Annotated in this window: 19 protein-coding genes; 7 read left to right on the forward strand and 12 right to left on the reverse strand. The window is 38.2% G+C overall.

The features are described from left to right. Positions 1-157 precede the first annotated feature (157 nt). The 3 genes from POD11_RS04705 (at position 158) to POD11_RS04715 (ending at position 2,243) form a co-directional block, all read left to right on the forward strand. A complete protein-coding gene (locus tag POD11_RS04705) occupies positions 158-754 on the forward strand; it encodes a nitroreductase family protein (RefSeq protein ID WP_239970290.1) in 597 nt (198 codons plus the stop codon). 214 nt (positions 755-968) lie between these two features. Beyond that, a complete protein-coding gene (locus POD11_RS04710) occupies positions 969-1,640 on the forward strand; it encodes a YccT family protein (protein WP_262456565.1) in 672 nt (223 codons plus the stop codon). Positions 1,641-1,718: 78 nt separating this feature from the next. After that, complete coding sequence (locus POD11_RS04715; protein WP_262456566.1) at positions 1,719-2,243, forward strand: GNAT family N-acetyltransferase; 525 nt, start codon at positions 1,719-1,721, stop codon at positions 2,241-2,243. 13 nt (positions 2,244-2,256) lie between these two features. Here POD11_RS04715 and POD11_RS04720 read toward each other — a convergent pair whose 3' ends face one another. From POD11_RS04720 to POD11_RS04755, 8 genes are all read right to left on the reverse strand, one after another. Then, positions 2,257-2,556, reverse strand: coding sequence for a cyd operon YbgE family protein (locus tag POD11_RS04720; protein WP_004791954.1), 300 nt, complete (start codon positions 2,554-2,556; stop codon positions 2,257-2,259). Continuing rightward, a complete protein-coding gene (cydX, locus tag POD11_RS04725; RefSeq protein ID WP_002120988.1) occupies positions 2,557-2,658 on the reverse strand; it encodes a cytochrome bd-I oxidase subunit CydX in 102 nt (33 codons plus the stop codon). 10 nt (positions 2,659-2,668) lie between these two features. After that, on the reverse strand, positions 2,669-3,814 hold the full coding sequence (gene cydB / locus POD11_RS04730; protein WP_262456567.1) for a cytochrome d ubiquinol oxidase subunit II: 1,146 nt from the start codon (positions 3,812-3,814) through the stop codon (positions 2,669-2,671). Further along, positions 3,811-5,397, reverse strand: coding sequence for a cytochrome ubiquinol oxidase subunit I (locus tag POD11_RS04735; protein WP_262456568.1), 1,587 nt, complete (start codon positions 5,395-5,397; stop codon positions 3,811-3,813). The genes cydB and POD11_RS04735 overlap by 4 nt, the downstream gene beginning before the upstream one ends. After that, positions 5,397-5,591, reverse strand: coding sequence for a cytochrome oxidase putative small subunit CydP (gene cydP, locus POD11_RS04740; protein ID WP_224991200.1), 195 nt, complete (start codon positions 5,589-5,591; stop codon positions 5,397-5,399). Before cydP ends, POD11_RS04735 begins: the two co-directional genes overlap by 1 nt. A 374-nt stretch (positions 5,592-5,965) precedes the next feature. Then, entirely contained in the window at positions 5,966-6,574 is a 609-nt protein-coding gene (locus tag POD11_RS04745) for a YqiJ family protein (protein WP_262456569.1), read from the reverse strand. A gap of 25 nt (positions 6,575-6,599) precedes the next feature. Beyond that, positions 6,600-6,908, reverse strand: coding sequence for a Rieske (2Fe-2S) protein (locus POD11_RS04750; protein WP_002121079.1), 309 nt, complete (start codon positions 6,906-6,908; stop codon positions 6,600-6,602). 16 nt (positions 6,909-6,924) lie between these two features. Then, complete coding sequence (locus tag POD11_RS04755) at positions 6,925-7,929, reverse strand: adenosine kinase (protein WP_262456570.1); 1,005 nt, start codon at positions 7,927-7,929, stop codon at positions 6,925-6,927. A 380-nt stretch (positions 7,930-8,309) separates the two neighbouring features. Between POD11_RS04755 and POD11_RS04760 the strand changes: the two genes are divergently transcribed. Both POD11_RS04760 and POD11_RS04765 read left to right on the forward strand, forming a co-directional pair. Beyond that, a complete protein-coding gene (locus POD11_RS04760; protein WP_262456571.1) occupies positions 8,310-11,249 on the forward strand; it encodes an insulinase family protein in 2,940 nt (979 codons plus the stop codon). Positions 11,250-11,269: 20 nt separating this feature from the next. After that, positions 11,270-12,421 (forward strand): phospholipase A, encoded by a 1,152-nt coding sequence (locus POD11_RS04765; protein ID WP_262456572.1) that lies wholly within the window; start codon positions 11,270-11,272, stop codon positions 12,419-12,421. A 36-nt stretch (positions 12,422-12,457) separates the two neighbouring features. On the opposite strand, the gene POD11_RS04770 is transcribed toward POD11_RS04765, so the two are convergent. From POD11_RS04770 to ilvA, 3 genes are all read right to left on the reverse strand, one after another. Further along, a complete protein-coding gene (locus POD11_RS04770) occupies positions 12,458-13,795 on the reverse strand; it encodes a TrkH family potassium uptake protein (protein WP_224991197.1) in 1,338 nt (445 codons plus the stop codon). Between the two features lie 18 nt (positions 13,796-13,813). Next, positions 13,814-14,464 (reverse strand): potassium channel family protein, encoded by a 651-nt coding sequence (locus tag POD11_RS04775; RefSeq protein WP_016140785.1) that lies wholly within the window; start codon positions 14,462-14,464, stop codon positions 13,814-13,816. A gap of 144 nt (positions 14,465-14,608) precedes the next feature. Continuing rightward, entirely contained in the window at positions 14,609-16,156 is a 1,548-nt protein-coding gene (gene ilvA, locus POD11_RS04780) for a threonine ammonia-lyase, biosynthetic (protein WP_171067912.1), read from the reverse strand. A gap of 101 nt (positions 16,157-16,257) precedes the next feature. On the opposite strand from ilvA, the gene rpiA reads away from it, so the two are divergent. After that, on the forward strand, positions 16,258-16,929 hold the full coding sequence (gene rpiA / locus POD11_RS04785; protein ID WP_002046900.1) for a ribose-5-phosphate isomerase RpiA: 672 nt from the start codon (positions 16,258-16,260) through the stop codon (positions 16,927-16,929). After that, positions 16,929-17,609: a YgjP family zinc-dependent metalloprotease gene (locus POD11_RS04790; protein ID WP_262445270.1), complete on the forward strand. Its 681-nt coding sequence runs from the start codon at positions 16,929-16,931 to the stop codon at positions 17,607-17,609. The genes rpiA and POD11_RS04790 overlap by 1 nt, the downstream gene beginning before the upstream one ends. On the opposite strand, the gene POD11_RS04795 is transcribed toward POD11_RS04790, so the two are convergent. Further along, a complete protein-coding gene (locus POD11_RS04795) occupies positions 17,606-19,126 on the reverse strand; it encodes a hypothetical protein (protein ID WP_262456573.1) in 1,521 nt (506 codons plus the stop codon). The genes POD11_RS04790 and POD11_RS04795 overlap by 4 nt on opposite strands. Positions 19,127-19,151: the final 25 nt, after the last annotated feature.

Consider the following 19,151-nt stretch of genomic DNA (forward strand, 5'->3'; position numbering starts at 1 on the left):
AATCGTGAAGCTTTTTTCATATCTATATCTTTTTTATTGTTGCGAAAATAAAACGAACTGTCATATTTTTAATGCTGATTATAAAAAATGACTTTAATACACTGTATTCATTCCCAAACAACGACCCTTGGTCAATCAATAGGTAGGAAATAACAAAATGTCTACTTTCTTAGATAAAATTAAAAATCGTCGTACTATTTATGCAATTGGTAAAAATGTTGCATTAGATCGCACTAAAATCGAAGAAACTATTCGTGAAGCGGTTAAACATAGTCCCTCAGCTTTTAACTCACAGTCTTCACGTGTGGTGACACTATACGGTGAATCACATGCTAAATTTTGGAATTTGGTTCGTGAAGCATTACGTAAAATTGTTCCTGCAGATGCTTTTGCTGGTACAAATGCAAAAATTGATAGCTTTGTAGCGGGTGTTGGTACGGTTTTATTTTATGAAGACCAAGCTGTGGTTAAAAGCTTACAAGAGCAATTCGAATTATATGCAGACAACTTCCCAGTATGGTCTGAACACTCAAGTGCGATTGCTCAATTTGCAACTTGGACTGCGCTTTCAGAGCTTGGTTTAGGTGCATCTTTACAGCACTATAACCCGATTGTTGATGCAGATGCAGCTGAAGCTTTTGATGTTCCAACAAATTGGAAACTACGTGCTCAATTAGTATTTGGTTCAGTTGAAGCACCAGCAGGCGAAAAAGCATTTATTAATGATGCTGATCGTTTCAAAACTTTTAATTAATTGAAAGTTAAAAAAAGCACCTATTTAGGTGCTTTTTTATTTTTTTAGAATGAGTAGGTAGGTTAACCAAATTGAAAACTAATAAAATGCAGGTAGATATTTCAAAATAAAAAAACAAGAAATTAGTCTATCACTGCACTGTCATAAAATAGTCACAATCATATTGCATATTGCTCATGATTTAATAGCTTATCAAACACAGAGAAAGAGACAGATGACTTTAAGATTAGGTGTTGCTGCAATTGGTTTATTACTCAGCGGTTCGGTATTTTCAGCAGTTACAATTACAGCACCAGAGGAAATTGTAATCCTTGCGGTGAATGGTCAGGAAGTCAACTCTGGATTATTTCGTTCATCTAAAAATAATTATAAAGTTGATGCAGGGGAAGCGAGCTTAAGTGTGCGCTATCAAGAATACTTTGAGCATTTAAATGGTGAACATGACATTATTAAATCTGGGGTAGTTACGATTCAAACTCCAGCACTCCAAGATGGGCAAACTTATAAGCTCAGAATGGTAGATGCACCAAAACAATTTGAACAAGCTAAGAAATATGCGGAGCAGCCAACAGTGGCTTTGTATAGTGCAAATAATCAATTAATCGTAAAACAAACTGGTGCAAACAATGAGGCAAAACCATGGTTTGCAACGGGCTTATTAGGTAAGGTTACTGACTTTACGACTAAATCATCAAAATCACAGCCTGAGGCAGTGTATGCATCTGCTAAACCTACTTCCGCTCAAGTTGTTGTGCCAACAGCAACGTCTATGGCAGTAACAGGTGGAGCACAAACGAATGATCAACGTTTAGTTGAAACTTGGCAGAAAGCTTCTAAAGCTGAGCGTCAAAAGTTCATGGCATGGTTAGCTGAACAATCGAATTAATTCATTGCTATTTAAAATAAAGCCGATTTAATATCGGCTTTATTTTTAGAATTTTTATAAATAGCCTAAGTGTACTTTATGAATAATTTAAATTTTCGTTTAGCTCAATTTAGCGATATTCCACAACTTGTAGATTTAATTAATAAGTCTTATCGAGAACAGCAGGGTCGAAGTTGGACAACAGAGCTAGAGTGGGTAAAAGGACTACGTATTACAGAGCATCAATTAGAAGAACAATTACAACTTAGGAATTCAACATTATTGATAGCGGAAACTGAATTTTCTAACATTGTTGCGTGTATTGGGCTCACATTTGAAAATAGTCAGGTTGAGATTGGAACATTCTGTACGGATCCTCAAGTTCAAAATATGAGAGTCGGTCGGTCTGTTTTAGAATATGCAGAGCAATATGCATTGAAAGAAGATCCACATCTCACTAACGCCGTAATGTATGTACTCGATGTACGTTCTGAATTGATCGCTTATTATGAAAGACGTGGATATGTGAAAACGGGTAATGAACAGCCATATCCATTTGAGGCAAATGTAGGTGTGCCAATTGTACCTATTAAGTTAGTTGAAATGAAAAAGGACCTCAGATGAGGTCCTTTTGGATTTAGGTTAGAAACCAGATGTAATAGCCTAGAAGCATGAGAGGCCAAGCCACCCATGGGCTAAATAGCCATTTCCACAACCAGAAGTTGGGTACGAAACCTACTCCATAAATAAAACCACCTGAAATACCAATCATTACCAGCATAAGCTGGCTATGATTGTAGTGTCCATTAGCATCTAGCATAAGTGAAGGATAAACTAACAAAATTGCAGCAAGAGGCAATGCCAACAGAAAAGAAAGGGCCATTGCAAATGCTTGAGCTTTTCGATGATTTGATGCTGTCATTGCTTTTGCCATCATTTATTCCTCATCTAAATCTTGATGATGTTCGATATACAGCGCGCTGAGTACGCCCGCAAAACATGCCATCAAAATGCCTAGGATCCATGCGAAATACCACATAGTCTTCTCCTTAATACAAGCTATGCGAGTTTGACTCGATATGTTTGTTAGTGATGATCCCCCACATTTTGTAATAAGACCAAGTTGTGTAAATCAAAATGATTGGAACAAAAATGCAGGCAGCGACAGTCATAACGCCTAAAGTAAGGTGACTTGAGACAGCATCCCACATCGTTAAACTAGAGTTAGGGTTGATACTAGAGGGAAGCAGAAATGGAAATAGAGCAAAGCCAGCAGTTAAAATTGCTCCTACAATCATTAAACTTGTGCCAGTAAAACTTAAACCTGCTTTTGCTTTTGAAGATGCAAAAATTGCAATAATTGCACCTAATATGGCAACAACTGGAGCAACTTTAGTCATTGGATAGGTGCTGTAATTGTTCATCCAACCCGGGTTACCATTGGTAATTACTTCTTTAGCTATGGGGTTAAGCGCAGCATTTGGATCTATAGCAACAGCATAGCTATAACCTGGCACTTGCCCGAAATAGAGCCATGCTCCAATCACAAGGAAGCAAATTAAAAATAGAATGGCCATAATTTGAGTGGCTTTGGCAGAGCGTTGTTTTAAAGCTTCATCTGTACGCAACATGAGCCATGCACCACCATGTGCACAAAGCATAGATAGACTCACAACTCCGCAAACTAAGGCAAATGGGTTGAGAAGGGCAAAAAAGCTACCTGAATATTCAGAGCGTAATGTGCTATCTAAACTAAAAGGAATGCCTAAGAACAAATTACCAAAGGCCACACCAAATACAAGCGCTGGAACGGCACCGCCAATGCAAAGCCCCCAATCCCAAGAATTACGCCACTTGGTATTATCTAGTTTAGAACGATAATCGAAGCCGACTGGTCTTAGGAAGAGTGCGAACAAAACCAACAACAGTGCCCAGTACATTCCAGAGAAGGCAACGGAATAGACCATTGGCCACGCAGCAAATAGTGCACCACCTGCGGTGATAAACCAGACCTGATTACCATCCCAATGAGGGGCAATGGTGTTGATTGCAGCACGGCGCTCGCTATCAGTTTTTCCAACAAAAGGCATGAGAGTCATAGAACCCATATCGAAACCATCAGTTAGAGCGAAACCTATTAGTAATACGCCAACTAACACCCACCAAATGATTTTTAATAATTCATATTCAATCATGATAAGGCCTCCCCATTAACAGCTGCTTTAGATTCTTGCTTTTCAAAATGATATTTGCCAGTGTGCAGGGAACTTGGCCCTAAACGAGCAAATTTGATCATTAAATACATTTCAATAATTAAAAGAGCAGAATAGAACGCTGCTAAAGCAAGGATTGAACCCCATACATCTCCAGTACTTAAACTAGAAGTAGAGAGATGAGTTGGTAAAATCTCACCAATAGACCATGGTTGACGGCCACCTTCAGCTACATACCAACCAGTTTGTGCAGCAATCCAAGGAAGCGGAAGAGCAAACAATGCATATTTCAATAGCCAAGGTTTGTTTTCAGCATTTCTTTTTGCTACAGCCCAAGTCGCTAAAATGAAGAGTAATAGCATTAAGAAACCAGAGGCAACCATTGCGCGGAAAGAGAAAAATAGCGCTGTAACATTTGGAACAGTATCTTTGACTGCAGCTTTAATATTTTGCTCGCTTGCATCAACTACATTTGGTGCATATTTTTTAAGAAGTAGGCCATAACCTAAATCTTTTTGATTTTTTTCAAATGAGGCCAATAACGCTGGTGAACGGTCACCTGCACGTAATTTTTCAAGATCGGCATAGGCAAGCATACCGTTGCGAATACGAACTTCATGCTGTTGCATGAGATCTTTAAGGCCAGTAACTTCTTTAGTTGTTGAACGAGTTGCAATTAAACCTAACGCATATGGAATTTTAACTGCATAATCTGTCCGCATCTCTTCATGGTTTGGTACGCCAAACAAAGTAAATGGAGCGGGAGCAGGGTGAGTATCCCATTCAGCTTCAATCGCAGCGAGTTTAGTTTTTTGAACATCACCTAACTCATAGCCAGATTCATCGCCTAACAAAATCACTGAAAGTGTAGATGCAAGACCGAAAATGGCAGCAATTGCAAATGAGCGACGTGCGAAAGGAAGATCACGTTTCTTAAGTAAATAATAGCTTGAGATGGCGAGTACAAAAATTGCACCAGTTACATAACCCGCAGAAACGGTATGTACGAATTTCACCTGAGCTACAGGGTTGAAGATAAGCGCGCCGAAATCAACTAATTCCATACGCATTGTTTCAAAGTTAAATGCAGCACCTACAGGGTTTTGCATCCATCCATTAGCCACTAAAATCCAAAGCGCTGACATGTTAGACCCGAGAGCGACTAACCATGTTACGCCTAGATGCTGAACCTTCGTTAACCGGTCCCATCCAAAGAAAAATAGACCTATAAATGTCGATTCAAGAAAGAATGCCATAAGGCCTTCAATTGCTAATGGAGCACCGAAAATATCACCTACATAGTGCGAGTAATAAGCCCAGTTTGTTCCAAACTGGAACTCCATTGTTAAGCCAGTGGTTACCCCTAAAGCAAAGTTAATACCAAATAATTTTCCCCAAAATTTAGTCATATCCTTGTAAATTTCTTTACCAGAAATGACATAGGTGGTTTCCATAATGGCAAGAATAAATGCCAAACCTAGAGTTAAAGGGACGAAAAGAAAGTGATACATTGCGGTCATCGCAAATTGAAACCGCGAAAGATCAACCACGCTTTCAGAAATCATCAACGTGTCTCCTTAATGTGGGAAATGTTATCGCCAGCAATATGCTCGGCGACCTGATTGTCAAAATTTTTGGGGATGGTGGGAGCATCAAACCAAATATGTTTAATCGTTAAAAGAAGCACTATTTTTATTATTAGAATAATAGTGATTTCTTTAATTAAACGGCTGTTAAGATTTTTAAAATTAAGGCTCATAAATTAAACCTCATTTGATATTAATTTTATTATTAAACAAAATATAATAAAAATAAACATTAAATATATTTTAAATGAATATTTAGATAATTAAATAAAATAAAACAATAACTTAATATTTAAAAATAAATACCATACTAAAATGATTTGAATTAATTATTAATTCCTACTAAAACACTTATAAATAAATTTTTAAGTTGATTAAAATAGTTTGTTTTAAATTAATACCAACTAAAATGGTCTTATATAATATTTAAAAATTTTATTTCAAACTAAATTGGTCAGGATAATAATTAATTAAAAAGAAAAATAATAAAACACAGGCGTAATAAACCCTGCAAAAAGCAATAAGGAAATAGAAAGTTGATTAGGGATTAATCGGGTGCAAAAAGATCGTTTGATACAGAAATTTTCTTAGCCACATAATGACTTTTATGGACCCTAACAAGAATCACCTGAGAGTATAGTTCGAGTTCGCCATACTCTGGTTCGACTTGAACGTAATGGAGCTGTCCAAATTCATCACGGACACGGGCTTGGGCAGAGAATCCAGGTCTAGCATTGCCGCTGGAAATCGTCGCTAATCGCCCTAAAAGATTATAGTTGGTATGGGTGAGCTTTGGTTTAATCACTTGGTCCAGACAGTGAATCATGAACACGGTAAAAAAGATGGCGATGACAAGCGCTGGGACGATTAAATAAAATGGTGTAATAAAATAATGCTGTATAGCAAAAAAAGAAAGCTGTAAAAAATAACCCGCAAAACTGAAATTGATGAGTAGAAAAACGAAAATTAAAGCTTTAGAAAATTTAACGTTAAGTAGTGGTGAGTTAGAAAGCCAAATAGGCGCAATTTTTTTGAGTAGTTGACTTGGACGAAGACCAATATACATACCAATGGTTTCTACCACGCTGAGTAATATCAAAGCCACTACACTTAAGTGAAATGGCATAAGATAATAATTGAAAAAGAAATCAGCCATGGCAGAAACTCTAATGTTGATCGCTTCAGTCTACGATATAGATACCGCCATCTGAATGTACTTTAATCTCAACTTTATTTAAAAAATCACCTAAACATGGTCCTGAGATACATTCGCCTGTTTCCACAGTGAATAAAGCACCATGGGTAGAACATTGAATATATTCTTGGTCCTGATCGAGAAATTGATTTTCTAAATATTCAAGCTCTGTTTGCAAATGAGGGCATAAGTTTTGGTAAGCATAGAATGCGCCGTCACGTTGCGTAATGAAAATAGTCGTTCCTTGTAGAGTGTCAAAAGCTCTAGCTTCACGCTCAGGAACTTCTTCCGTCATACAGATCCTTTCCATTTCAAGCACATTCCTTCTGAAAATTTTCAAGAAGTTTAGCATAATCATTAATCGCTAAACGTGGACCAAATTGAGAAACAACTTCACTCGAAATTAACACGGCTAACTGTGCAGCAGCATTCAAATCTTGATGATGATTTAGGGCATAAAGGAATGCGCCTGCAAATGCATCGCCAGCACCATTGGTATCAACTGCTTCTACATGGCGACCTGCAACATGGAAATGTTGCGTAGGGCTAGAAACTAAAGCACCTTTAGCACTTTGTGTAATCACTACTGTATGATTTTTAAAACGTAATTGAGCAAGAGCGTCTTCTACAGATGTAGTATTTGTATACATTAAGGCTTCTTGTTCATTACAAAATAGTAAATCTACGCCATCATCCATGAGTTCTTCTAAGCCCTCGCGAGCGTATTGAACCATTGCAGGATCTGAAAGAGACAAAGCAATTTTAACACCATTTGCTTTTGCAATTTCTCTCGCTTGTTTTACAGCTTTACGCGCTGTTTCACTTGTAGAGAGATAACCTTCAATATAAAGCCATTTTGCTGTTTTTAATGGTTCAAAGTCGATTTGATCTTGAGAGAGTTCAGCAGTGATACCTAAATAGGTGTGCATGGTACGTTCAGAGTCAGGACTAATGAGTACCATGCAAGTACCTGTCACGCCTTCACTGATCGATTTTGGAGTGGTTTGAATGCCAGCTTCATTTAGACCTTGTAGATAAATTGAACCTAAATCATCATTACCAACACGGCAACCATAAAAAGCACTTCCGCCTAATGCACTAAAGGCCACAGTTGTGTTTGCCGCTGAACCACCACTCGCTTGACCTTTGTAGTCTTGATGTTGTTTCAACTCTGCATAAAGAGCAGATTGAGTGTCACCATCAGACAACTGCATTGTGCCTTTTTGCAAGCCTTGCTGATTAAGAAAATCATCAGACACTTTGAATTCTTGGTCGATTAATGCATTACCAATTGCAAAAAGATCTACAGTTGCCATATGTGTTGTCACAAATAAAAAAATCAGGTTGCTAAGTTTACACTATTGCTTGGATTTGCTGTAGTTTGTTGAATAAAATTCAGTTAAATCAAAAATTAGTAGAAAAATATTGTTGTTAGAAGATTCTTAGATTGGAAAATTGAATAGAGAGATAAAATTAATGAGCTTTTTTATTCAATATCTATCTCATTCATAGAATTAAAAGCTTTTGTTCTGTTAGGATAAAACATTCATGGCTATGTGCGTGATATCAAAGCCCTGCTAACGAAAACTAATACTCAACAAAAACATAGTATTTTACTTGGCTTTTGTTCGCCAATCTCAAGCTGACTCAGGCTATAATGAGAATTATTGACTTATCCGATATGTTAGGAGATCACATGACTGTAGATGTCACTGAAACCATTTCTCAAACTGTTCACCCTGCGTTTCAGTTGCTACGTCAGCACCATGTTGAAGCATTAGATATTTTAGTGTCTGAATATAAGCATAAAGTCACAGGTGCGGTGCATTATCACTTGGCAACTGATTATGATGAAAATGTATTTCTTGTTGCTTTCAGAACACAACCTATGGACTCTAAAGGTACGGCACATATTTTAGAACATACGGCTTTGTGTGGATCTGAAAAGTTTCCAGTACGTGATCCATTCTTTTTAATGATTCGTCGTTCTTTAAATACATTCATGAACGCATTTACAGCAGCAGATTGGACTGCATATCCATTTGCTACTCAAAACAAAAAAGATTTCCAAAATTTACTTTCTGTTTATCTTGATGCGGCATTTGCTGCAAATTTGAATCCACTTGATTTTGCTCAAGAAGGTATTCGTATTGAACTTGAAAATGGACAACCTGTTTATAAAGGTGTTGTTTTTAATGAAATGAAAGGTGCGATGAGTGCGCCGTCTGACCAACTTTATCATCAGTTGGCTCATCATTTATTCCCTGAAACAACCTATCATTACAACTCAGGTGGTGATCCTAAAGATATTCCTGACCTAACTTATGATCAGTTAGTCGAGTTTTATAAAGTACATTACCACCCAAGTAATGCTGTATTTATGACCTTTGGTAATCAAACAGCATATGAGTTGCAAGAGCAATTTGAAAAACTAGCTCTACATAAGTTTTCTGCGGGGACAACTTTATATTCTAAGCCTGAAAAACGTTTAGCAGCGCCAATTGAAGTAACAGAGCACTATGGTGTTGATAGCGATGATTTAAAAGATAAGACTTATCATGTTTTATCTTGGTTATTACCAGAAGCAAATGACATTAAATTGCGTTTAGGAATGCGTTTAGTGGAAGGGATTTTATTAGAAAATTCAGCTTCACCTCTACGTCATTACTTAGAAACTTGTGGTTACGCTCAATCAACAGGTCCATTAATGGGCGTAGACGACAGTAATTTTGAAATGACTTTCTACTGTGGTGTTCAAGGCTCAAATCCTGAACATGCACAAAGCTTTAGAGAGGGTGTTTTAAATATTCTGCGTGATGTTGCTGCAAAACCAATTGACAGTAATTTAGTCGATGCAATTTTGCATCAGATTGAGTTGCATCAACGTGAAATTAATGGTGATGGTACACCATATGGTTTAAGTCTAATTTTAAATGGTTTAAGTGGTGCGATTCATCATAGTGATCCAATCCAAATTTGGGATGTCGACAGCGCAATTGCACAGGTTAAAGAAGAGTTGAAGGACCCAATGTGGTTATCAAAGCTGATTCAAACGCACTTGCTTGACAATCCTCATCGTGTACAGATGACTTTAGTTCCAGACCCAACCAAGTCTGTAAAAGAGCAAGAAGCGGAAAAAGCACGCTTAACAGCTATTGGTGAAAAACTAACAGACGCTGATAAGGCTGAAATTATTGCTAAGACCAAGGCTCTAGAGGAACGTCAGGATACGCCTGATAACCTTGAGTTATTACCGAAAGTAGGTTTGGAAGACGTACCGGCTGACTTGCATATTGTGCAGGGCCAGTTACGCGAAATTATTTGTAATCGTATGGATACACCGCTGAACTTGTACCATGCGGGTACGAACGGTATTTATTATCAACAAGTACTTATTCAGATTCCTGAAGATATTGTGAAGTCACCTTACTTCAATTTGCTTTCTATTTTAATGGGTGAAGTAGGTGCAGGTGAGTATGACTATCTTGAACTACAAAACTTACAAACAGCTGTAAGTGGTGGTTTAGGAATGGGTGCTTCATTACGTAGTAAAGTTGATGATAAAGATAAAATTAGTGCTTGGTTAACGTTAACGACTAAATCTTTGACTCAGAAATTTGATGCAATTCATTTATTAAAATTAGCATTTGAACAGCTTCGATTTGATGAAAAAGAGCGAATTATTGAGTTATTACAACAACGTAAGGCACGTTGGCAATCTCGTTTATCTGGAGCGGGCCATAGTTATGCAATGCAAATCGCATCGCGCAATATGAGTGCTTTGGCTCAACGTGACTATCAAAATACTGGTTTAGGCGCTTTGAACTGGTTAGGCGAACTTGTCGCTAAGATTACTCAAGATGATGCCGCTTATGACGAATTAATTGCGGAATTAAAACGTATTCATAGTAAGTTGTTGCAAGCCCCTAAACAGTTCTTACTTGTCTGTGAAGAACATCAATCTGAACGTTTGGTTGAAGAAATCCAGAATGTTTGGGATAAATTAAACGTTGATACAGCTACAGCTGAGTTAACTCAAGTAGAACAAGCTATTGATAATAATCATGAAGCATGGTTAATTCAGGCAAACGTTCAATTCTGTGCGTCTGCATATCAAGCCGTAGAAGTGTCGCATCCAGATGCAGCGCCATTAATGGTCTTGGCAGCTTATTTACGTAACGGATTCTTGCACAGTGCTATTCGTGAAAAAGGTGGTGCTTATGGTGGCGGCGCTAGTTATGATGGAAATGCGTGTTCATTCCGTTTCTTTAGCTACCGTGACCCACGTTTAGCAGAAACTTTTAAAGACTTTGAAGCAAGCGTGCAATGGTTATTAAATACAGAGCAACAACCTCATCAGCTTGAAGAAGCGATTCTTGGTTTAGTGGCAAGTATGGATAAACCAGGCTCTCCTGCAGGTGAAGCGATTACGGCATGTTATGCACTGTTGCATGCGAGAACACCAGCTTTCCGCCGTACTTTGCGTGAAAGATTGTTGCATGTGACATTAGACGATTTACAACGCGTTGCTCGTCAATATTTAATTGAGCAAACTCCTGTAAAAGCTGTAGTTGCACCATTTGCAAAACGCGATGAATTGCAGCAATTAGGTTTTACCATTCAACAAGTGAATTAAAATAAAAATTGGAGATGAACATGGCGTTCAGACAATTTGAACGCACATCTTTACAGCTAAGCATAGTAACTGTGCTTAGCTGTTTATGTGCGTCTGTGACATATGCTGACACCTTGGCACCTGTAACCCCCGCGACAGTAGATGCATGTGTTGCTCTTGCTTCGAATGCCGATCGTCTGGCTTGTTATGACTCTGTATTTAAACCGTCAGCTTTACCAGTTATTCAAGCTGCGGCAGTACCAGAGCCTGCTAAAAAAATTGATGCACCTACTGTTCCATCTGAAACCTTTAAAGAAAAGGTGGTAGATACAGTGAGTAATATCAAAATAATTGGTAAAGCACCGAAAATTGAACCTACTACTTCTTTGTTAGATCAACGTTGGGAGTTGTCTGAAAAAAGTAAACTAGGGGTTTGGAATATTCGTGCTTATCAACCCGTCTATTTACTACCTGTATTCTGGACCAGTGACAAAAATGAGTTGCCACATAGTCCAAACCCAAATAATACGGTAACAGAAGATCAAAATCTGAAATCAACAGAAAGTAAATTTCAGATTTCTTTGAAAACCAAAGCTTGGGAAAATATTTTTGGCAATAATGGCGATTTGTGGCTAGGTTATACACAATCTTCACGTTGGCAGACTTTCAATGCTGATGAGTCTCGTCCATTCCGTGAAACAAACTATGAACCAGAAGCAAGTTTAATGTTTAGAACAAACTATGAATTGCTTGGTTTAGATGGGCGCTTGCTGGGGGTGACCTTAAACCATCAGTCAAATGGTCGCTCAGACCCACTATCTCGTAGCTGGAACCGTGTAATCTTTAACGTTGGATTAGAGCGCGGTAACTTTGCTTTAATGCTTCGTCCATGGATTCGTCTTGAAGAAGATAGTAAAGATGATAATAACCCTGATATTGAAGATTACATCGGTCGTGGTGATTTAACAGCATTTTATAAGTGGAAGCAGAATGATTTCTCTTTGATGCTACGTCATTCATTGAAAGGTGGTGATGACTCTCATGGCGCTGTTCAATTTGATTGGGCTTTCCCAATCAGTGGAAAGTTACGCGGCCATTTCCAATTATTTAATGGTTATGGTGAAAGCTTGATTGATTATAACCATCGAGCGACTTATGCCGGTTTGGGGGTGTCACTCTTAAATTGGTACTAAGATTCTATAAAAAGCCGCTTTTAAAGCGGCTTTTTATTATCCAATTTGAATGTTGGCTTGAGGGTGTTTGAGCCGGCTCTTTTTAGGAGTAGCGATTAAATAGGCGAGTGTTAAAGGTCCGAGACGTCCAGCAAACATAAGTAGGCTTAAAATAAATAAACTACCATTATGTAAATCTGGTGTGATACCACGAGAGAGACCTACGGTACATGCTGCTGAAACAACTTCGAAAAGTAAGTTCATAAAATCTGCTTTAGGCTCTAAAAGTAAAAGAATAAAGAAGCCCATGAAGATGAGTATGCTCGTAATAGCCGTCACTGCTAATGCTTTGTAAGTCGTTTCGTGAGATACCGAATGATTGAATATTCTAATTTCATCAGTACGACGTAAAAATGAAATTACACTCAGAACTAAGATGACAAAGGTTCCAACTTTGATTCCACCTGCTGTACTCAGTGAGCCACCACCAATAAACATCAATAACATCATTAGTAAGGAGCTACTGTTGGTCATTGCGCCCGTATCAATGGTATTAAAGCCGGAAGATCGAGGAACTGTTGCCTGAAACCATGCATTTAAAGCTTGATCACCTGCATTTAACATGCCTAAAGTATGAGGATTTTGAGCTTCTAAGGCCCATATTAAAATAAAGGCAACAAGGTTGATAATTGCAATTGTTGTTAGAATAAGCTTGCTATTGGGCGTTAGTTTTTTCCATTTTTTGTTTTGTTTAATATCCATGAGTACTAAAAAACCAAGGCCACCTAAAGTGTAAAGTATGCTAATGGTTATACAAATAATATAGTTGCTTTGGAAGTTCATTAAACTGTTGGAAAATAATGAAAAACCCGCATTATTAAATGAAGAAATGCTGTAAAAAGCCGCATAGTACAAACCACGTGCAAACCCATATATTGGTGTAAAAGCAGTGGTGAGAATAATTGTACCAACCAGCTCAAAAATAAGGGTATAGGTGACAACGCCCTTAGCAACAAAAGTAACCTTCGATAAGCTCGTTTGTCCGAGGCTATCCTGAGCCATCATTTGCTGTTTAAGACCAACTTTTGGGGACAAACTTAATGCGGCCAATATTGCAAAAGTCATAAAACCCAAACCGCCAGATTGAATCAGCAATAAAATAATAGTTTGCCCAAAGAGGGTAAAAGACTCATGAATATTCAAAACAGATAGGCCAGTAATTGTAACTGCTGAGGTGGCTGTAAAGAGTGCATCCATCCAGCTAACATTGCCTGTATTCGCAAATGGCAATTTAAGCAATAAAGTGCCAAAGGCAATAAAGCCTAAAAACCCTAGCGCTAAAAGTGAAGGAGGGCTTAAATTTAACGTTTTATGAGGCTTGGGATATATAGACATATTCTAGATTTCGTTTTCTTATAAGAAGCAATTAGAAAGTTTCTTTAACTGTGGTAAATGACCTTCTAAAATAAGAATATCATGTGTTTGCAAAGTGAAATTTTCTTCAGTTTCAAACAAAATCTGCTGTTGTCTTTTAACGAGTAAGGTTTTGACCTGTGGTGCTTGCTGCATAATGCCATATAGGTTAATACCATGCAGTTTTTCGGGGATTTCAATTTTTATAATGTAATGATCATCTTCTAAAGACATGTAGCGACTTACCATCGGGTAGTTGAGGGCTTGAGCCACTCTTACTCCCATATCTTCTTCAGGATGAATAATTTTATTGATATTAAGGTGTGACAAAATGGTGTGATGAGCTTTGGTTTTTGCTTTTACCCAAATTTTATCAATTCCCAAATTTTTTAAGTTCAGCACACACAAAATACTGGCTTCAATATCTTCACCAATTGCGACCACAACGGCGTCACAATTTTGAATATTCAGTTCGTCAAGCACATGTTCATCGGTAGCGTCAGCAATGACGGCATGCGTTAAAACGTCGGCAAGATTTTCGACATTCTTTTTTACCGTATCAATGCCAATAACATCATGATTTAATTTTGTGAGTTCTTGAGCTACCGTTGCTCCAAAACTACCTAAGCCAATGACTGCGAACTGTGCCATGTTGGTCCTTTTTTCCGAGTTAGATCATTATTTTTAAGGATATTTTCTTTAAGATAAAGAGATGCAATGTAAAGATGGTAGAAATATAAAAAGATTGTATAAAAAAGCCGACATCTTTGTCGGCTTCTTCATCAAAATTAAAGATTATTTCAAGAAGCGTTTATAGCCGACGTTATCAGTAATTTCTGCATACGGATAATTAATCTGCTCAAGCGTTTCAATCAATCCATCAGGGTTTTGTTTCGCATCGGTTGCTTGTAAGCCAACTAAAACACGTCCTTCTGCTGCACCATGGTTACGATAATGGAAAAGGGTAATGTTGTGAGTTGGACCTAAACGAGTTAAGAATGTTAAGAGGGCGCCTGGACGTTCAGGGAACTCAACGCGGAACAATCTTTCATCATCTAGATTTGCATGACCACCAATTAAATAACGAATATGTAATTTAGCAACTTCATCGTCAGAGAGGTCATCTACAATGTAATCTTGCTGTTTTAATTGTTCCAAAATTTCGTGGCGCTCTGCATCTCCACCTTTCAAACTAATACCCACAAATACTTGTGCTTCCTCTGTATTGTTTGCTCGGTAGTTAAACTCAGTGATATTGCGGCCTTGTAAAGCACGGCAGAATCCTAAGAATGCACCTTTTTCTTCAGATAGGGTAACCGCATAAATCGCTTCGCGTTGCTCACCTAACTCGGTACGCTCAGCAATATAACGTAGGCGGTCAAAATTCATATTGGCGCCGCAAACAATCGACACCATATTTTTATTGCTGATTTTGTGTTCGTGAATATATTTTTTGATACCCGCTAAAGCCATCGCACCAGAAGGTTCGACAATACTGCGGTTTTCATCAAAAGTATCTTTAATTGCTGCACAGATTTCATCTGTATTCACTGTGACAATGTCAGGATCAACAATCGGGCCTGAATTATCAGATTTGCGCAAACGAATAATATCAAAAGGTAAAGCACCAATTTGGGCCACAGCCGTACCGTCTGCAAATAACCCTACATGTGGCAAAATTACACGTTCATTTGCTTCTAGGGCTGCTTTTAAACAAGCAGACTCTTCATATTCAACGCCAATAACTTTTACGTGCGGTGCAACTTCTCCAAGGTAAGCTGCTACGCCTGAAATAAGGCCACCGCCACCTACAGCAACAAACACATATTCTACATCACGCCATTGACGTAAAATTTCATTTGCAATTGTGCCTTGACCTGCAATGACAAGTTCATCGTCATAAGGTGGAATAAATACAAGACCTTCAACTTCAGCACGTTGTTGAGCATATTTATTTGCGATATCAAAGCTATCACCATGTAACACAACTTGGCCGCCTAAGCGTTTAACAGCCTGAACTTTAATGTCAGGTGTTGTGCTTGGCATAACAATAATAGCGGGAATTCCTAGTCTTTGACCTGACAATGCTACGCCTTGAGCATGGTTGCCCGCAGAAGCACAAATCACCCCACGTTCAAGTTGATCTTTAGGTAATTGACTAATACGGTTATAGGCACCGCGTAATTTAAAAGAAAAAACGGGTTGTAAATCTTCACGCTTAAAACGAATTGTATTATTTAATTTTTGACTAATTCGTGGAGCTGCTTCGAGAGGTGTTTCAATTGCAACATCATAAACCGTTGCTTGTAAAATTTGTCGTACCACACGAGACAGCATGTTCATCTTCCCTATAACAGTTTAAAATAGGAAATTATTGTAGCAAACCCTTGTGCATTTGCGCCGTTTATTGGTGCATAAATGTCAAAAAATAGTTGAGTGATGTCATGAGTCTATATGCAACCCAAGATGAAAAGAAACAAGCTGCTGCGAAAGCTGCTTTAAAACACTTACCCAAAGGTGGCATTTTGGGGGTTGGGACTGGAAGTACCGTAAATTTTCTAATTGATTTATTACCTGAATTACAATTAGAAGCAGCTGTGGCAAGTTCTCAAGCAACTGCTGATCGTCTTAAAAAGCTTGGTATTGAAGTTGTAGACATGAATCATGTGGGTAGCTTAGATGCCTATGTTGATGGTGCAGATGAGATAGACCGTCATATGCATATGATTAAAGGTGGTGGTGCTGCATTAACACGTGAAAAAATCGTGGCATCAATTGCTAAGAAATTTGTGTGTATTGTTGATGATTCAAAATGGGTTGATCAACTTGGACGTGATTTTCCACTTCCTGTAGAAGTTATTCCAATGGCGCGTTCGGCTGTAGCTCGTAAATTGGTAAGTTTAGGTGGTGACCCAGTTTATCGTGAAGGTGTAGTTACAGATAACGGTAATGTGATTTTGGATGTTTTCAATCTTAATATCTTAAATGCTATTGAGCTCGAAAAAACAATTAACAATATTCCTGGTGTGGTAACTAACGGGATCTTTGCCTTAAATCCAGCAACGATTGCAATTGTTGCAACAAATAATGGTATTGAAGAGCGTACCGCACAGTAATGTCTGCAAAAATGCCAGAGATTAAAATCGTTCGACACGTAAGGGCAAGAAAATTGCGCTTACGTGTTGAGCCTGCTTCAATCCGTCTTACGGTTCCTTTATTTTGTAGTAAGAAGCAAATTCAGCATTTTTTAGCACAATCTGAACAATGGTTGACCGAGACGTGGAATAAACAACAAAACGTCCAATCGGCTTCAATTGATATTCCTTCCGAAATTTATTTCTTTAATAAAGAACATCCATTTCAAGTCATTGTTCAAAAACAGCACCGTATTTTTCAATTTGATTGGGAAAATAGCTGTTTATTTATTAAAGACACGCAGCCATATTTGGCATTACAAAGTGCAGTTATTGCCTATGCGAAGCAAGAATTACCCGAGCTTTTAAAAGAGTTAAGTGAGAAGACTCATTTGGCCTATAGGGAGTGCACAATTCGCCGCCCGAAAACTCGGTGGGGAAGTTGTAGTAGTCAGCATAATATTATGCTACATGCAGGATTGGTGCTCATGTCACATGAAATTGCTCGCTATGTGGCTATTCATGAGTTGGCGCATACCAAACATTTTGACCATAGTCCTGCATTTTGGGCAGAAGTTGAAAAATATGATCCATATTTTCAAAAACACCGCAGACAACTTAAATCAAATCCATTGCCTGCATGGTGGTATGTTTCAGCTTAACTAAAACTACATTCTAGTTGAGGTGTTTGTAAGTTATCGGGTGCTTTTCGGCTATCTAAACCTGCTTTGGCACTGATAATTTTATTTGCTTTAATAGATAATTGTATAAAGTTGTATTGTTGTGTCGAGTTATTTGGTTCAGCTGAACTTGAATTGAGTAAATAACTTGAGCTTGCAGCATCTGTTTGCAATAAATTATCGGTACTATCAGCACTTAGAGCGACGCGATAAATTTGTGAGCCTTTACTCATATCGATTTGACCATTCGCACGGAAATTAAGCTGACATCCAGTTGAGGTGTCTTCATAGTGACCAACTAAATAGTCTGTAGCTGGTAGGTTTGGATCTGATAGGTTAATACCAGTTAAGCCTTGTTTGCATGGATAGATTGATCCATTACAAGTCGCTGTGGTGGTAAACCCCACAGCTCTACGGTAATCTCCAGCACCGTCAATGCGAATGAATGTTGTTGAATTTACAGTAGGAACAATTCCTGTATATTGTTTCTTTTGCAGAAGTTCATAGCCCGTTTGATCTAAAGACTGTTGTGAATTAGCCTGAGCCAATTGCAAAGTAGATGCTTTTAGGTTGGTTCCAAAGTAATCGCGCGGTACCTTTTGATTAGCTGCAATATCTAACAGCGTATTTTTTAATGGATCAATATTATCTGGAGCAGGAGTGAAAATAGGGGTAAAGGATGTTTGATCCCCATGAAGTTTTTTCCCATCCAAAAAGCCATCTTTTAAATCGGTTGCTAAACTTTTAACGAGTTCTTGGTAGGTGCTTGCTCCACCATGAATTGCTGACCAATATTGTAAATAGCCAAAGCTAAGGTAGCTATCCACATATGTGGTAGGTTGTTTGGTTGAATACTGCTGTAAATTTAAAATTGTTAATGGATTCGCTGGACTTAAACTAGGAATAGCAGGATCTTTAAATGCATTCATTAACGATTTGTAGACATCTTGAGAAGCTAAATCCACGTGTAATTGTTCAATACGGGTTGGATCAACTGTCTCTTGGGGGAGTTGGCCTGAGCGTATGACCGCTCGTTGGTAAACTGCTTCACTACTTGGGCTAATGAATTGGGTTCTGCTACTTGCCGTATTCGGCGTAATAAATGCATGATAAATACCTGACAGATTTTGATACTGTGAAGTAAGTGGGTCAAACACTTGAGATGAGCTTTGAGTTGTAATTTCTACGCGATATAAACGATTCAATTTTGCAGTAGGAATTTTGACATTAAAACTATTTAAACTTGCAATTGAAGTATCCACTATAACAGCGTTGTTGGTGTTGTCATATACCTTAAGTTGGATATTACGCATCTCTACAGGGGTTTTTAAAGTCACATCAGTTGTTGCTTCGGGTGTAGGTTCAACAGGCGTTGGGGTAGTTGGTGAGCTGCCTCCACTACTGCCTCCACCTCCGCAACCAGTAAGGGCTACACTTAAAATTAATGTGCTCAAGCCAAGGTACGTGCGTAATTTTGTTTCTTTTGATTGTTGAAGCATCCTAGCTCTCCAAAAATTAATCTGG

Source organism: Acinetobacter sp. P1(2023) (assembly GCF_028367635.1).
GTDB classification, from domain to species: Bacteria; Pseudomonadota; Gammaproteobacteria; order Pseudomonadales; family Moraxellaceae; genus Acinetobacter; species Acinetobacter pittii_E.